A 15514-nucleotide genomic window follows, 5' to 3' on the forward strand; every position below is an offset into this window, starting at 1 on the left:
GCACAGCACAACACGTATTGACGTCAAACATATGAGCACATCACAGCACACCCTCACCGGCGGATTGGCCGGCCTTGTGGTCAGCGCCCATTCGGCGGACTTCGTCTGGCGTGCGGCGGGCACGATTGCCACGCATGTCGCGCAGGGTTATCGCATGAAGGTCGTGTGCCTGTCCTTCGGCGAGCGTGGCGAGTCGGCCAAGCTCTGGCGCAAGGGCGCGGACATGACCGAGGCGAAGGTCAAGGTCGCGCGTCGCGAAGAAGCGCAGCGCGCGGCCGATATTCTCGGCGCGGAAATCGAATTCCTCGATATCGGCGACTACCCGATGCGCGTATCCGACGAAACGCTCTTCCGGCTCGTCGACATCTATCGCGAGCTGCAACCGTCGTTCGTGCTGAGCCACTCGGAGAAGGATCCGTATAACTTCGATCATCCGCTCGCGATGCACGTCACGCAGGAAGCCCGCGTCATTGCGCAGGCCGAGGGCCACAAGCCGGGCGCAAAGATCATCGGCGCTCCCGCCGTGCTCGCGTTCGAGCCGCATCAGACCGAGCAGTGCGAATGGATCCCGAACACCTTCGTCGACATCACGCCGGTGTGGGACACGAAGCGTGCCGCCATCGAGTGCATGGCGGGGCAGGAGCACTTGTGGGATTACTACACGCGCGTGGCGTTGCAACGCGGCGTGCAGGCCAAGCGCAACATCGGCATCGCCGCCGCGCGCGACATCAAGTACGCAGAGGGGCTCATGCGCCTCACGCCGGTCGTGACGGAGCAACTGTCATGATCCGCGGCGTCGTCGTTCGTCAAATTCCCCGTGTCGACGCCGCCACGCTCGACGTGCTGCGCAGCGCAGGCAGTGCCACGGTGCACGAAGCGCAGAGCCGGCTCGGCCTGATGGCCACCTATCTGCGCCCGATCTACGCCGGCGCTGCGGTGGCCGGCAGTGCGGTCACGGTGCTCGCGCCGCCCTCGGACAACTGGATGCTGCACGTTGCCGTGGAGCAGGCGCAGCCGGGCGACATCGTTGTGGTTGGCGTGACGTCGCCTTGCGACGACGGCTACTTCGGCGACCTGCTCGCCACGTCGATGAAGGCGCGCGGTGTCGCCGGCCTCGTTATCGATGCGGGCTGTCGCGACATCGGCACGCTCACCGACATGCGGTTTCCGGTGTGGTCGAAGGCCATCTCGTCACAGGGCACGGTCAAGGAGACGCTCGGCTCGGTGAACGTGCCGGTCGTGTGCGCCCATCAGATCGTGAACCCGGGCGACGTGATCGTCGCGGACGACGACGGCGTGGTCGTGGTGCCGTTCGCGAACGCCGAGGCCGTGGCCAAGGCGGCGGCCGCACGCGGTGCCGACGAAGCCTACAAGCGCGGTGTGCTCGCGGGCGGCACGCTGGGGCTCGACTATTACAAGATGCGCGAACGCCTTGCCGCGAAGGGCTTGCGCTACGTCGATTCGCTCGACGAGCTGCAAGGCGAATGAGGACCGCGACGTGACGCATTCGCAAACGCGTATCCGGGCGGCCGTCATGCGGGGCGGCACCTCGAAGGGGTTGTACTTCCTCGCCGAGGATTTGCCTGAGCAGGGCGCCGCGCGCGACGCCGTGCTGCTCGCGGCGATGGGCTCGCCCGACGCACGTCAGATCGACGGCATGGGCGGTGCGAATCCGCTCACGAGCAAGGTCGCCATCGTCTCGCGCGCCACGCGGCCCGACGCCGACGTGGACTATCTATTTGCCCAGGTCGTGGTCGATGAAGCGCGTGTCGACTACGGACAGAACTGCGGCAACCTGCTCGCCGGGGTGGGGCCGTTCGCGATCGAGCGGGGGCTCGTGAGCGCACCGGGTGACGTGACGGACGTCGGCATTCACATGCTCAATACGGGGCAGGTGGCGGTGGCCACCGTGCAGACCCCGCGCGGCGTGGTGAAGTACGACGGCGACGTGGCCATCGACGGTGTGCCGGGCACGGCTGCCCCGATTCCGTTGATGTTTCGCGATACGGCAGGCTCCTCCTGCGGTGCGCTGTTCCCGACGGGGCAGCGTCAGGACGTCGTGGACGGCATCACGGTGACATGCATCGACAACGGCATGCCGCTCGTGCTCCTGCGCGCGGCGGACCTGGGCATCACTGGCGCTGAGTCTTGCGAGCAGCTCGACTCGGCGCCAGCGTTTCAGACGATGCGCGACCGGATCGAGGCCATTCGACTGGCCGTCGGCCCGCGCATGCATCTTGGCGACGTGCGTTCGCGCACGGTGCCCAAGATGTGTCTCGTCGCGCCGCCGAAGGCCGGTGGCGCCCTCGCGACACGTTGTTTCATCCCACATCGTTGCCACTCGTCCATCGGCGTGTTGGCGGCAGTGAGCGTGGCGACGGCTGCCGCGCTGCCGGGCACCGTTTGCCACGCGATGGCCGTGGTGCCGGACGACGACGCGCCGCTGCTCGCCATCGAACACCCGACGGGCGAATTCACCGTGCGCCTCGCGCTCGGCGTCGATGCCGACGGTGCGCCGGACGTCGCCGGCGCCGGCCTGCTGCGCACGGCGCGCTGGCTCTTCGACGGCGAGGTGTGCATACCGAATCGTGCTTGGCCGCAGGGAGGAAAACCATGAGTGTCGAACGTTCCCCGTTGCTCCTGCTCCCCGGCTTGCTTTGCGATCACGTGGCCTGGGCGGCCACGGCGGCAGCGCTGCCGCAATACGATTGCCGCGTTCCCACGTGGGGCATGCTCGACACCATCGACGCGATGGCCGATCACGTGTTGGCAAGTACCGCCGCGCCATGCTTCGCCCTCGCAGGGCACTCGATGGGCGGACGCGTGGCGCTGGAGGTGGTGCGCCGCGCACCGCATCGCGTCACGCATCTTGCGCTGCTCGACACGGGTTATCAGGCGCTGCCCGACGGCGAGGCGGCCGAGAAGGAACGTGCCGGACGCGCCGCCTTGCTCGCTCGCGCGCGCGAAGCCGGCATGCGGGCGATGGGGCAGGTATGGGCGACCGGGATGGTGCATCCCGACCAGATCGGCACGCCGCTGTTCGGCGCGATTCTCGACATGATCGAGCGCAGCCACCCCGATCAGTTTGCCGCCCAGATTCATGCATTGCTCGGTCGACCGGATGCAACGTCGCTGCTGGGCGGCGTTCGCTGTCCGACGCTCGTGTTGTGCGCCCGGCAGGACACATGGAGCCCGCTCGCGCGCCACGAAGTGATGGCGGGGCTCATCCCGGGGAGCGTGCTGCACGTCATAGAACACAGTGGCCATATGAGTCCGATGGAGCGCCCGCAGGAAGTGGCGCAGGCCATGCGGACCTGGCTGGCACGGCCCGCGTTGGACATCGCACCCACCGAGGGGCGCGACGCATGACGAACGATGCCGCCGATCAGGACCTGACGCCCGGCGTCGACCCGCAATCGCTCGACGCCCTGCTGGCCAAACAGGCTTGCCACGACCTGGTGATGCGCTTCGTCGCCTGCAACGACCGGCGCGACGCGCAGGGACTCGCCGCGCTGTTTGCCGAGGCGGGGGTGCTCGTGCGCCCCAACGGCGACGCGCTCATTGGCCCCGTCGCCATTGCGGCTGCCTATGCGCAGCGTCCAGTGGATCGGCTCACGCGGCATCTCGTAGGCAACGTGCTGATCGATGTCACGTCGCCGACGCGCGCAATCGGCAGCAGCACGGTGTTGCTCTGGAGCGGCTCGGCACACGATGTGCCGGGGCCATTCGGACGTCCGGCACAGGGCCGGCAGGTCATGGGGGAGTTCGAAGACACGTTCGTGCGGACCGCGCAGGGTTGGCGCATTGCCCGCCGCGAAGCGCGTTTCGCTTTCGTACGCGAGGCGTGAGGAAAAAACAGCATCGCACGTCGCGCCATCCCTGCACTTGAACCCGGCCGAGGGCGCAGTTAGGGCGGTGGTTCCAAGGGCAGTACCCGAGGCGGCCAGCATGCCGTCTTGCAAAAGACTGGGCCGGCGAGGTTGCCAACGGTCCGGAGGTTGAAGTCTGTAGTTGCTGTGTATTTCAAAAACAAGGGGACAGAAGTGAAAGTGAAACATGCATTGGCCGCTGGCCTGCTGCTGGGGGCGGGCCTGGCGCACGCACAAAGCAACGTGACGCTGTACGGGATCGTCGATACCGGCATCGCCTACTACAACAACGCCGCCACGGGCGGTAGCTTCATCGGCGAGCCGACCCTCACGGGCAAGGTGCCGTCGCGCTTCGGCTTCAAGGGCGTCGAAGATCTGGGCGGCGGCCTGAAAGCCGTCTTCACGTTGGAAAGCGGCTTCCAGCCGGGCACCGGCAACCTGAACTACGGCGGACGTCTGTTCGGCCGTCAGGCGAACGTCGGTCTGTCGGGCGATTGGGGCACGGTGCTCCTCGGCCGTCAGAACAACATGACGTTCTACGTGACCGGCAACGCCGACGTGATCGGACCGTCGATCTTCTCGCTGGCCAGCGTCGATCCGTACATCGCCAGCGCACGTAGCGACAGCGCGGTCGGCTACATGGGTAAATTCTCCGGCGTGACGCTCGGCGCGACGTATAGCTTCGGGCGCGATGGCTCGTCCGCCGGCGGTCCGTCGGCCACGAACTGCGCGGGCAACGTCGCCGGCAACTACCAGGCCTGCAAGCAGTTCACGGGCCTGATCGGCTACGACTACCAGAACTTCGGCATTTCGGCATCGTACGACCAGATGCGCGGCAACACGGGCGCCGCGGCCCCGCTGACCAGCTCGCGTTACACCGACTCGCACTCGGTCATCAACGCGTACTACAAATGGTCGACGGGACGCGTGGGCGGTGGCTGGATTCACCGTAACGTGAGCGCCGATGCCGCCTCGCTGCGCTCGGACATCTACTTCATCGGCGTGAGCTATCTGCCGACGATCACGTGGGCGTTCGACGCGCAGGCCATTCGCTACCAGTTGAAGAGCCGTGCCAACGCGACGATGCTCATCGGCCGCGCCTCGTACTCGCTCTCGAAGCGCACGTCGCTGTATGGCCTGGTCGGCTGGGTGGCAAACAGCCAAAACGGCGCGGTGGCGATTGCCGCAGGCGGCTCGGTTGCCACGGGCGGTAATCAGTTCGGCACGATGCTGGGCATTCAGCACACGTTCTGATCGGTGGCGCTGGCGATGACGCGAAAGACGTCATCGAGGCGCCATGACAACGGCCAGATCGCGCAGCATCGCGTGTCGTTCAGGCGTGGGGATCGTCCGGGGGGGCGATCCCCACGTGATGCGGTGCTGCGCCCCGAGGTTTGTCAAAGCGGGATTCACGCGCTAGCATCGTGCCTAGCCATGGCGGCAATGTGTTCTGCGACAGGAAGGGTGGCTGTCGGGGCGCGGCAGCCATCTCCCCGTATCTCCTCGCATGAATCCGCTATCTTCGTGTCTTCTTCTCACGTTCTGAGCCGGCGACGCCGGGCGCCCCGCGCCCGCAGCGAACACGGCACGCGCGGTCCGGTCTGGCTGTTCGATCTGGACAACACGCTGCATCGCGCGTCGCACGCGATCTTTCCGCGCATCAATCGCGCGATGACGGCCTATATCGTCGAGAAGCTGGGGCTGCCGCCCGACGAAGCCAATCGTCTGCGTACCGACTACACGGCGAAGTATGGGGCCGTGCTGCTGGGCCTCATCAAGCATCACGCCATCGATCCACATGAGTTTCTGGCGCGCGTGCACGAGCTGCCGCCGCTGGTCGAGGTGCTGCGCGCCGAGCGCGGGATCGCCCGCCTGCTCGCCGGCCTGCCCGGGCGCAAAATTCTCCTGACCAATGCGCCCGCGCATTACGCCCTGCCGATTGTCGAGGCGCTGGGCATTCGCCGACATTTCGAGCGCTGCGTGAGCATCGAGGACATGGCGGACCGCCGGGCCTGGCGCGCCAAACCGGACGCGATCATGTTGCGTCGTCTGCTGGTGCGCGAGGGCCTCGCGCCGTATCGGACGTGGCTGGTCGAAGACACGCGCTCCCACCTCAAGCACCTCCGGCATTTCGGTATCAAGACGGTCTGGATCACGGGGCATCTGCCGGCCAGAAACAGTCTTGGCGATGCCATGCCGCGCAGTGGGCGCCCACACTACGTGGATATCAAAGTACAATCTCTGCGCGAGTTACGGGCGCGCCTTGCGACCGGGGCCGGTGCGAGACGCGCAGCCCGAGCCGCCCGACCCAAAAATACCTACCGATAACGACCAGACGATGCAGCAGGAAAACTCTTCGAGCGGTGCCGGTTACGGCGCCGCCGATGCGCTTGAGGCCGTGCCCGCGCCAGTGAAGACAACCCGCCCCAAGCCGGGTGAGCGCCGGGTGCAGGTGTTGCAGACCCTCGCCGCCATGCTCGAGACGCCCAAGGGCGAAAAGATCACCACGGCCGCGCTCGCCGCGCGTCTCGACGTTTCCGAAGCGGCGCTCTATCGCCACTTCGCGAGCAAGGCCCAGATGTTCGAGGGTCTGATCGAGTTCATCGAACAGACCATCTTCGGTTTGATCAACCAGATCTCCGCGCAGGATCAGGACGGCGTGACGCAAGCACGCGCCATCGTGCTGATGCTGCTCGGGTTCGCAGAGAAGAACCCCGGCATGACGCGCGTGCTGACCGGCGAAGCGCTGGTCGGCGAACACGAGCGCTTGCAGGAGCGCATGAACCAGTTGCTCGACCGCATCGAGGCCTCGCTGCGCCAGGTGTTGCGTCTGGCGTGTGCACAGGGCACGCTGCCGGAGACGTTCGATGCCAACTCGCGCGCCAACCTGCTCGTGTCTTACGTGCTCGGCCGCTGGCATCGCTTCGCCAAGAGCGGCTTCAAGCGCTCGCCGGTCGAGGGGGCCGAGCCCCAGATCGCCGCGCTCCTGCGCTAAGATCCCGGGTCTGCGCCGACGGCGCGGATTACGTTATACTTTTGCTTCCCGCGCCGAGGCCGACGTACGTTTGACAGGCTTTGACGCGATGATTGGCGCGCCGATTTGGTGACTCGCTTGCGGGCGCGCGAATGACTCTGGGGGGCTTCCCGGCAGAGGGCATTCATTAAAAATGCGGCTAAAGAGGTCGTGCGCGCACGCCGCCGTTTTTCCGTCGACCCCTTTTCCCGCACAGAACGCTTCAGGACGCCGTCCGTCGACCCTTGTCGACTGGGGCGCTGGCCCCGGCATGTTTCGGAAAGGGAGTTATGGAATCTTCAATCGGAATCGTCACACCGCAGCGGATGCACTTCGCTGAGCCGCTGGCACTGCAGAACGGCAGCATGCTCGCCGGCTACGACCTGATGGTCGAGACCTACGGTGAATTGAACGCCGATCGCAGCAATGCGGTGCTGGTGTGTCACGCGCTCAATGCGTCGCATCACGTGGCCGGTATCGCCGCTGACAATCCCAAGGACATCGGCTGGTGGGACAACATGGTCGGGCCCGGCAAGCCGCTCGACACGAATCGCTTCTTCGTCATCGGCGTGAACAACCTCGGCTCGTGCTTCGGCTCGACCGGGCCGATGAGTCTCGACCCAGCCACGGGCACACCGTACGGCGCCCGCTTCCCCGTCGTGACCGTCGAAGACTGGGTCAATGCGCAGGCGCGCGTGGCCGATGCGTTCGGCATCCACAAGTTCGCGGCGGTGATGGGCGGCAGTCTCGGCGGCATGCAGGCGTTGGCGTGGAGCATCATGTATCCGGAGCGCATTGGGCATTGTCTGGTGATCGCCTCCACACCGAAGCTCTCGGCGCAGAACATCGCCTTCAACGAAGTGGCGCGCTCGGCCATCCTTTCCGATCCGGACTTCTACGGTGGCAACTATTACGCGCATGGCGTGGTGCCGCGTCGCGGTCTGCGCGTGGCGCGCATGATCGGCCACATCACCTATCTGTCCGACGAGGACATGGCGACCAAGTTCGGCCGCGCGCTGCGCCGTGCCGAGGTGATGGCCGACGGCGTAAAGGGCGACGGCAACGCGCAGGACGAAGGCTATCGCTTCAGCTTCGACGTGGAGTTTGAGGTGGAGTCGTACCTGCGCTATCAGGGCGACAAATTCGCCGAGTACTTCGACGCCAACACCTATCTGCTGATCACGCGCGCGCTCGATTATTTCGACCCGGCCCGCACCGTGGGCGGCGATCTGGCGAAGGCGTTGTCGCACACCACGGCCAAGTACCTGATTGTGTCGTTCGCGACCGATTGGCGTTTCGCGCCCGCGCGCTCGCGCGAGATCGTCAAGGCGCTGCTCGACACGCGCCGTACCGTGAGCTACGCCGAGATCGACGCGCCGCACGGGCACGACGCCTTCCTGCTTACCGATGCGCGCTATCACAACCTGGTGCGCGCCTACTACGAACGTATCGCCCAGGAGGTCGGGGTATGAGTCAGTCCACGGTACCGGTGAACAGCGCCCAGGCGGCGGCGCTCGCGGCGTCGCGGGGCCGTATTGCGGCGTCGCTGGCCGAGCGGCCCGATTTCCGGGTGATCGCGCGATGGATCGAACCGTCGTCGCAGGTGCTCGACCTCGGGTGCAGCGACGGCTCGCTGCTGCGTTTGCTGATCGACGAACTCGACGTGAGCGGTTACGGCGTAGAGATCGACGACGCTGGCGTGCTGGCCTCGGCGCAGCGCGGCATCAACGTCATCCAGCAAAACATGGAAGACGGGCTGAAGCTCTTTGAGGATCAGAGCTTCGATACGGTCATTCTGTCGCAGACCTTGCAGACGCTTCACCGCACGGCGGACATTCTGCGCGAGACCGTGCGGGTCGGCCGCGAAGCGATCGTGTCGTTCCCGAATTTTGGTTATTGGCCGCACCGGCTGTCGGTGTTGCAGGGACGCATGCCGGTGTCGAAGAGCCTGCCGTTCCAGTGGCATAACACGCCGAACGTGCGCGTGCTGACCATCAAGGACTTCGAGGCGTTGGCCCCGGACGTCGGTGTGCAGATTCTCGATCGGGCCGTGCTGCATAACGGGCGACTCGTGTCCGTGGGCGCGAACTGGCGTGGTAGTCTTGCGGTCTATCGCGTCAAGCGTTCCTGAACCGACGGCAGCTAACGGGGCAGCGAAGCGCCGGGCCCCTGGCGGGTGAAGGCAAAGGGGGCCGGGTGCCGTGCACCGCGGGCGGCTGGCCCCAACTGTCCTTTCCATGACCGATTCGCTGCCGCCCGACGACGGGCGCGTCTTCCACCCCACGCGGATGCTCATCTGCGTGATTCTCGGTTTCACCTCCGGCTTGCCGCTGTTCATCCTGCTCAACCTGGTGCAGGCGTGGCTGCGCAGCGAGCACGTGGACCTCAAGGCCATCGGCCTGTTCGCCCTCATCCAGTTTCCGTACACGTGGAAGTTCCTGTGGGCGCCGCTCATGGATCGCTTCGCGCCCAACGTGTTCGGATGGAAGCCGGGACGGCGACGCGGCTGGATGTTCGTCACGCAACTGCTGGTGGCCGGTGTGGTGGCGCTCATGGGAACGTATTCGCCGCAGCGCGACCTGATGACGATTGCCGCGCTCGCGGCCGCGCTGGCGTTCTTCAGCGCCAGTCTGGACATTTCTCTGGATGCCTATCGGCGTGAGTTGCTGTCCGACCGCGAGCAGGGGCTCGGCACGGCGATGCACGTGAATGCCTACAAGGTGGCGGGACTCGTGCCGGGGTCCCTGGCTCTCATCATGGCCGATCATCTGCCGTGGTCGCAGGTGTTCTTCGCGACGGCGGCGTTCATGCTGCCGGGCATCGTGATGACGCTCGTCGTCAAGGAGCCGGCGATTCGCGGTACGCCGCCGAAGACGCTGCGCGAGGCGGTGGTCGAGCCGTTCCACGAGTTCGTCACGCGCGGCGGCTGGGCAAAGGCGCTGTTGGTGCTCGCGTTTATCTTTCTCTACAAGTTGGGCGATTCGATGGCGACGTCGCTGGCCACGTCGTTCTACCTGGATCTGGGATTCACGAAGACGCAGATCGGCGTGGTCGCCAAGGCGACGAGCCTGTGGGCGAGCGTGGCGGGGGGCATCATCGGCGGGGTTTGGCTGATCAAACTTGGCATCAACCGTGGGCTATGGGTGTTCGGCGTGCTGCAACTGGTGTCGGTGCTGGGCTTCGCGTGGCTGGCGAAGGCAGGGCCGGTCGTCACGGGGCTGGGCGCGGTGATCGCCTTCGAAGCGTTCACGGCCGGGTTGGGCACGGCGGCGTTTACCGCCTACATTGCCCGTACCACCGACCCGCGTTACACGGCGACGCAGTTCGCGCTGTTCACGAGTCTGGCGTCGGTGCCACGCACGTTCGCGAACGCGGGCACCGGGTATATCGTCGACGGCGTGGGCTGGGTGACGTTCTTCCTCATCTGCACGGTGCTGGCCGTGCCGGGCATGCTGCTCTTGCCGAAGGTCGCCCCCTGGGGAGCCGACGATGACGACGGCGATGGCGTACCCGCGGCAAGCGGGTCGCGCTGACGCGAAGGGGCCGGCACCGTTCGTCGCCTTCGCTGTGATGCTATGGCTCGGGCGCGGCACGAGCGTGCCGGCCCCTTGGGCGTCTGGATTACAGCGCGTGATCGTAGTCGACCGTAAGCGGCGCGTGGTCGCTGAACTTGATGTCGCGAAACACGGAGGTCGTCTTGGCTTTGCCGGCGATGCCGGGCGTGGCGATCTGGTAGTCGATGCGCCAGCCGACGTTCTTCGCATAGGCTTGTCCGCGATTGCTCCACCACGTGTATTGATCGGCGCGCGGGTCGAGCGTGCGGAAGACGTCGACATAGCCGTGGTCGTCGAACAACTGGGTGAGCCAGGCGCGCTCTTCTGGCAGGAAGCCTGAGTTCTTCAGGTTGCCCTTCCAGTTCTTGATGTCGATTTCCTTGTGCGCGATGTTCACGTCGCCGCACAGGACGACCTCGCGTCCCGCCGCCTTGAGCGCGAGCAGATGCGGCATGAAGTCGGCCATGAAGCGGAACTTGGCGGTTTGTCGTTCCTCACCACTCGAGCCCGACGGGATGTACACCGAAATGACCGACAGGTTGCCGTAACGCACTTCGACATAGCGGCCCTCGGCATCGAACTCCGCATTGCCCCAGCCGACGACGACGTCGTCCGGCTCGCGTCGCACGTAGACGCCCGCGCCGCTGTAGCCCTTCTTCTGCGCGTAATGGAAGTGGCCCTGGTAGTCGTGGGGCGTGAGGAAGTCCGCTGTCATGTCCGGCAACTGCGCCTTGATTTCCTGCACGCACAGGATGTCGGCGTCCTGATTGCCGAACCACTCGAAAAAGCCCTTCTTGGCGGCCGATCGCACGCCGTTCAGATTCGCGGTAATGATGCGCATGAGTGTCGATGCGCCGCGCTGACGCGGCAAGGGGAAAATGTCAGCGGCAAGGATACCGCAATCGCCAGCCGGTCGCCGGTCGACGGCCAGATGTCACGTCCGCCGGGCGCCGCCGGCGATGGCCGCCTTGGCCTCGCCGTCGCCGCCCGGGCCGAGCAGGTCGCGCGCGAGCGCGAGCCAGCGTCGCGCCGCGTGCGACAGATACGAGTCGCGCCGCCACGCCATCGCCAGATCCCACGGAATCTCGGGGTCGCGCACGTTCGCGATCACGAAGCGTTTCGGGTCGAGCCGCGCGCAGAAGGGCTCGGGCAGCAAGGCGATGCCGACGCCGTTGTCCACCATCGACGCAATGAAGTCCCACTGGCTGGAGCGTCCCGCAATCTTGGGCGTGAAGCCCGCGCGACGACATGCGGTGATGACCAGTTCGGACAAGGCAAATCCCTCGCCGTAAAAGACAAACGGTTCGTCGCGCAACTCGCCCAGACCGATGGAGGCGCGGCCTTCCCAGCGTGAATCGCGCGGTGCAATCAACCGCAACGGGTAATGGCACACGGGCAGCACGTCGAGAATCGTGGGATCGACCGGCAGCAGCACGGCGCCCAATTCGATGTCGCCGGCCAGCAACGCCTGTTCGATGGCACGCGAGCCGGTTTCGAAGAGCTTCATCTCGATATCCGGGTAGTGCTGATGAAACGCGCCGATCACCGGGATGAACAAGTCGCCGCCGAGCGGCGGAATCCCGATCGACAATTCGCCGCGCGCGACCGTCTCGAGATCGGCCACCTCCTGCTGCAGGCGCGCGTAAGCGGCGAGCACATCCTGCCCGCGCTCGAAGACGACGCGTCCCGCATCGGTCAATTGGAGCCTGCGCCCCAAGCCGCGCTCCTCGCGCAACATCAGCGGCGTACCCAACTCGTCTTCCAACGCCTTGACCATCTTGCTCACGGTCGGTTGCGTGACAAACAGCGCCTCGGCCGCCGCCGTGAAGCTCTGCTGTCGCACCACTTCCACAAATCCTCGCAACGCGCGCAGTTCCATTTTGGATCTCTCGTTTGCACCGCTTTGGTGCGATCGGCGGGAAAGCCCCGTCCTGTATGGCTTTCTCACGCACCATTAGGGTTAATACTTAAATTATTCCAATTTGGAATCGATTTGATAATTCTAATTCATTATATTTATGTTGCGGTGCTTCCTATACTCCGTCTCATATTGATGCCACACCCGGGAGCCCGCCATGACCAAGATGATTGCCAGCCGTATGTATCGCCGTAGCAAGGGCGTGGTTGACGTGGTTTGGCAGATCGCGCTGCTCACCGGTATCTATCTGGTGGCGGATGCTGCATCGCGGCATTTTCATCTCCCGCTGCCGGGTGGCGTACTGGGGCTGCTCGCCGTGGTGGCACTGCTCATGAGCGGTGTGCTGAAGACGGAGAAGATCAAGCGCGGTGCCGACTGGTTTCTGGCGGAAATGATTCTCTTCTTCGTGCCGATGGTCGCGGCCGTCATGCAATACACCGATCTGCTGCGCCAAGAGGGCCTGCAATTGCTCGCCGTGATCGGCGTCGGCACGGTGCTCGTGATGGTCTCGACGGCGTTGGCGGTCGATCTGGCCTGCCGCGCCGAGCGTCATCTCAAGCGCGCCCTCGTTCGCCGTGCGCACGCGCACGACGCCCGCTGATGCGTGACGTGTGCCAAGTCGCCGCTGTCGCAGCGGCGCCCAATCCTGCTGGCGCTTGCCGGGTCTTGCCATGAATCATACGGCGCTCCTGCTGCTCGTTCTCACGGTCGTCTTCTATTACGTGTCGAAGCGTCTGTATGCGCGTTTCGGCAAGGTGTGGCTCGGCCCGGCCATTCTCGCGCCGGTCCTGCTCATCGCCGTGATGGTCGGCGGCGACATTTCGTACACGACGTACATCTCAGACTCGCGCTGGCTCGTGTGGCTGCTTGGCCCGACGACGATCGCGTTTGCCGTGCCGATCTATGAGCATCGCGACATCATTCGCCGGCATGCCTTTGCACTGATCGTCGGCGTGCTCGTCGCGATGGTCGTGGCCGTGGGAAGCTCCTTCGTGCTTGCCCGCCTGTTCGAGCTGCCCCCCGAAATGGCGCGCAGCCTGCTCGCCCGGTCGATATCGACACCGTTTGCCCTTGCGGTCTCCGACAAGGTCGGCGGCTCGCGCGATCTGGTGGGGCTTTTCGTCATCATCACCGGGTTTATCGGCATGTTGCTCGGCGAGGCGCTGCTGTCGTGGTTGCCGCTGCGCACCCGTATGGCGCGCGGCGCGCCGTTCGGCGCGGGGGCCCACGGCTTCGGCACCGCCAAGGCGCGCCAGATCGGCAGCGAAGAGGGTGTCGTGGCCAGTCTCGTCATGATGATCAACGGCATCGTGATGGTCTTTGCCGCGCCGTTGCTCGCCCATCTGCCCATCTGACGACCGGTCGGCACGGGCGCCGTGCCGCTCGCGCCTCCCCCTCGAAAAATATCCCTTCGGGCGTTGCCCTTGCCCCGACGGCGCGCATCAGTTTTGCTACAATGCCGGGGTCTTGAGGAGCGTTGCGACAGCCACCGTGCTGCCAGGCTCAAGATCCTTCCTATTGGCCCCGCCGGCCGCCGGTTACCTCCGGAGCGCATGGCGTGTGGGCCCCAAGAACGGCGCTCACGTCCCAACTATCTAGTCTTTTAGAGAAAGGAGGCGTGATGAACGCCGTAGTCGATTCAAAATTCTCCGATTTCCATGTTGCCGATATCAAATTGGCCGATTGGGGCCGCAAAGAGCTGACCATCGCCGAGAGCGAGATGCCGGGTCTGGTGGCCACGCGTGCCGAATTCAAGGCCAGCCAGCCGCTCAAGGGCGCGCGCATCGCCGGCTCGCTGCACATGACCATCCAGACGGGCGTGCTCATCGAGACGCTTATCGCCCTCGGCGCCGAAGTGCGCTGGGCCTCGTGCAACATCTTCTCGACGCAGGATCACGCCGCGGCGGCCATCGCCGCTGCCGGGATCCCCGTGTTCGCCTTCAAGGGTGAGTCGCTCGACGAATACTGGGAATACAGCCACCGCATCTTCGAATGGCCGAACGGCGAGTTCGCCAACATGATTCTCGACGACGGCGGCGACGCCACGCTGCTGCTGATTCTGGGCAGCAAGGCCGAGAAGGATCTGTCGGTTGTCGGCAACCCGACCAACGAGGAAGAAGTCGCGCTGTATGCGTCGATCAAGCGCCACATCGCCATCGATCCGCAGTGGTACAGCAAGCGCCTGGCCCAGATCCAGGGCGTGACCGAAGAAACCACCACGGGCGTGCACCGTCTGTATCAGATGGAAAAGGACGGCACGCTGCCGTTCCCGGCCATCAACGTGAACGACTCGGTCACCAAGTCGAAGTTCGACAACCTGTACGGCTGCCGCGAGTCGCTGGTCGACGGTATCAAGCGCGCGACCGACGTGATGATCGCCGGCAAGATCGCCCTCGTGGCGGGCTACGGTGACGTGGGCAAGGGCTGCGCGCAAAGCCTGCGCGGTCTGGGCGCCACGGTGTGGGTCACGGAAATCGATCCGATCTGCGCGCTGCAGGCCGCGATGGAAGGCTACCGCGTGGTGACGATGGAATACGCCGCCGACAAGGCCGACATCTTCGTGACGGCCACGGGCAACTTCCACGTGATCGATCACGACCACATGGCGGCCATGAAGCACCAGGCCATCGTGTGCAACATCGGTCACTTCGATTCGGAAATCAATGTGGCGTCGACCCGCAAGTACGAGTGGGAAAACATCAAGCCGCAGGTCGATCACATCATCTTCCCGGACGGCAAGCGCATCATCCTGCTGGCGGAAGGCCGCCTCGTGAACCTGGGCTGCGCCACGGGCCACCCGTCGTTCGTGATGAGCAACTCGTTCACCAATCAGACGCTCGCGCAGATCGAATTGTTCGTGCATGGCGACAAGTACAAGAACAGCGTGTACGTGCTGCCGAAGCATTTGGACGAGAAGGTCGCGCGCCTGCACCTGGGACGTATCGGCGCCGAACTGACGGTGCTCACCGACGATCAGGCGAACTACATCAGCGTCGACAAGAACGGTCCGTTCAAGCCGGCGCATTACCGTTATTGATCGGTCGCGATCGCTACCGATCAATAACGTGTCTTACCGACCGTCGCCGGTGCGCTGCAAGGCACGGGTGACGGGCAACGGTTTCGCGCGGCGACATCGTGCGCCGCGTTGGTTTTTGTCACT

16 protein-coding genes and 1 riboswitch are annotated in these 15514 nt (G+C 65.0%); of the genes, 14 read left to right on the plus strand and 2 right to left on the minus strand.

Features of this window, described 5'->3' with window-relative positions:
* Window positions 1-31 precede the first annotated feature (31 nt).
* The 11 genes from OYT13_RS01105 (at window position 32) to OYT13_RS01155 (ending at window position 10415) form a co-directional block, all read left to right on the plus strand.
* Window positions 32-787, plus strand: a complete 756-nt coding sequence (locus tag OYT13_RS01105) for a PIG-L deacetylase family protein (RefSeq protein WP_268567154.1) — start codon at window positions 32-34, stop codon at window positions 785-787.
* Window positions 784-1488, plus strand: a complete 705-nt coding sequence (locus tag OYT13_RS01110; RefSeq protein ID WP_017233992.1) for a 4-carboxy-4-hydroxy-2-oxoadipate aldolase/oxaloacetate decarboxylase — start codon at window positions 784-786, stop codon at window positions 1486-1488. The genes OYT13_RS01105 and OYT13_RS01110 overlap by 4 nt, the downstream gene beginning before the upstream one ends.
* Window positions 1489-1498: 10 nt before the next feature.
* Window positions 1499-2617, plus strand: a complete 1119-nt coding sequence (locus OYT13_RS01115; RefSeq protein WP_017233993.1) for a 4-oxalomesaconate tautomerase — start codon at window positions 1499-1501, stop codon at window positions 2615-2617.
* Window positions 2614-3369 (plus strand): alpha/beta fold hydrolase, encoded by a 756-nt coding sequence (locus OYT13_RS01120; RefSeq protein WP_017233994.1) that lies wholly within the window; start codon window positions 2614-2616, stop codon window positions 3367-3369. The genes OYT13_RS01115 and OYT13_RS01120 overlap by 4 nt, the downstream gene beginning before the upstream one ends.
* Window positions 3366-3848, plus strand: a complete 483-nt coding sequence (locus tag OYT13_RS01125; RefSeq protein ID WP_017233995.1) for a nuclear transport factor 2 family protein — start codon at window positions 3366-3368, stop codon at window positions 3846-3848. Before OYT13_RS01120 ends, OYT13_RS01125 begins: the two co-directional genes overlap by 4 nt.
* A 195-nt stretch (window positions 3849-4043) precedes the next feature.
* Window positions 4044-5123 (plus strand): porin, encoded by a 1080-nt coding sequence (locus tag OYT13_RS01130; protein ID WP_369751577.1) that lies wholly within the window; start codon window positions 4044-4046, stop codon window positions 5121-5123.
* A gap of 270 nt (window positions 5124-5393) precedes the next feature.
* Window positions 5394-6197 carry an HAD-IA family hydrolase gene (locus OYT13_RS01135; RefSeq protein WP_017233997.1) on the plus strand — a complete coding sequence of 268 codons (804 nt, stop codon included), beginning with the start codon at window positions 5394-5396 and terminating at the stop codon, window positions 6195-6197.
* 10 nt (window positions 6198-6207) lie between these two features.
* A complete protein-coding gene (gene slmA, locus OYT13_RS01140) occupies window positions 6208-6864 on the plus strand; it encodes a nucleoid occlusion factor SlmA (protein ID WP_017233998.1) in 657 nt (218 codons plus the stop codon).
* 308 nt (window positions 6865-7172) lie between these two features.
* On the plus strand, window positions 7173-8354 hold the full coding sequence (gene metX / locus OYT13_RS01145) for a homoserine O-succinyltransferase MetX (protein WP_017233999.1): 1182 nt from the start codon (window positions 7173-7175) through the stop codon (window positions 8352-8354).
* Window positions 8351-9013, plus strand: a complete 663-nt coding sequence (gene metW / locus OYT13_RS01150; RefSeq protein ID WP_017234000.1) for a methionine biosynthesis protein MetW — start codon at window positions 8351-8353, stop codon at window positions 9011-9013. The genes metX and metW overlap by 4 nt, the downstream gene beginning before the upstream one ends.
* A 106-nt stretch (window positions 9014-9119) precedes the next feature.
* A complete protein-coding gene (locus tag OYT13_RS01155; RefSeq protein ID WP_017234001.1) occupies window positions 9120-10415 on the plus strand; it encodes an AmpG family muropeptide MFS transporter in 1296 nt (431 codons plus the stop codon).
* Window positions 10416-10503: 88 nt separating this feature from the next.
* On the opposite strand, the gene OYT13_RS01160 is transcribed toward OYT13_RS01155, so the two are convergent.
* Window positions 10504-11277, minus strand: coding sequence for an exodeoxyribonuclease III (locus OYT13_RS01160; RefSeq protein ID WP_039830358.1), 774 nt, complete (start codon window positions 11275-11277; stop codon window positions 10504-10506).
* A gap of 93 nt (window positions 11278-11370) precedes the next feature.
* Window positions 11371-12315 carry a LysR family transcriptional regulator gene (locus tag OYT13_RS01165; protein WP_268567155.1) on the minus strand — a complete coding sequence of 315 codons (945 nt, stop codon included), beginning with the start codon at window positions 12313-12315 and terminating at the stop codon, window positions 11371-11373.
* A 196-nt stretch (window positions 12316-12511) separates the two neighbouring features.
* On the opposite strand from OYT13_RS01165, the gene OYT13_RS01170 reads away from it, so the two are divergent.
* The 3 genes from OYT13_RS01170 to ahcY all read left to right on the plus strand — a co-directional run bounded on the left by OYT13_RS01170 (window position 12512) and on the right by ahcY (window position 15391).
* Window positions 12512-12955, plus strand: coding sequence for a CidA/LrgA family protein (locus tag OYT13_RS01170; RefSeq protein ID WP_017234004.1), 444 nt, complete (start codon window positions 12512-12514; stop codon window positions 12953-12955).
* Between the two features lie 70 nt (window positions 12956-13025).
* On the plus strand, window positions 13026-13709 hold the full coding sequence (locus OYT13_RS01175) for an LrgB family protein (protein WP_017234005.1): 684 nt from the start codon (window positions 13026-13028) through the stop codon (window positions 13707-13709).
* 108 nt (window positions 13710-13817) lie between these two features.
* A riboswitch (S-adenosyl-L-homocysteine riboswitch) is annotated at window positions 13818-13943 on the plus strand.
* A 32-nt stretch (window positions 13944-13975) separates the two neighbouring features.
* A complete protein-coding gene (gene ahcY, locus OYT13_RS01180; RefSeq protein WP_017234006.1) occupies window positions 13976-15391 on the plus strand; it encodes an adenosylhomocysteinase in 1416 nt (471 codons plus the stop codon).
* Window positions 15392-15514 lie beyond the last annotated feature (123 nt).

This window comes from Pandoraea sp. XJJ-1, assembly GCF_026802345.1.
Lineage (GTDB): Bacteria > Pseudomonadota > Gammaproteobacteria > Burkholderiales > Burkholderiaceae > Pandoraea > Pandoraea cepalis.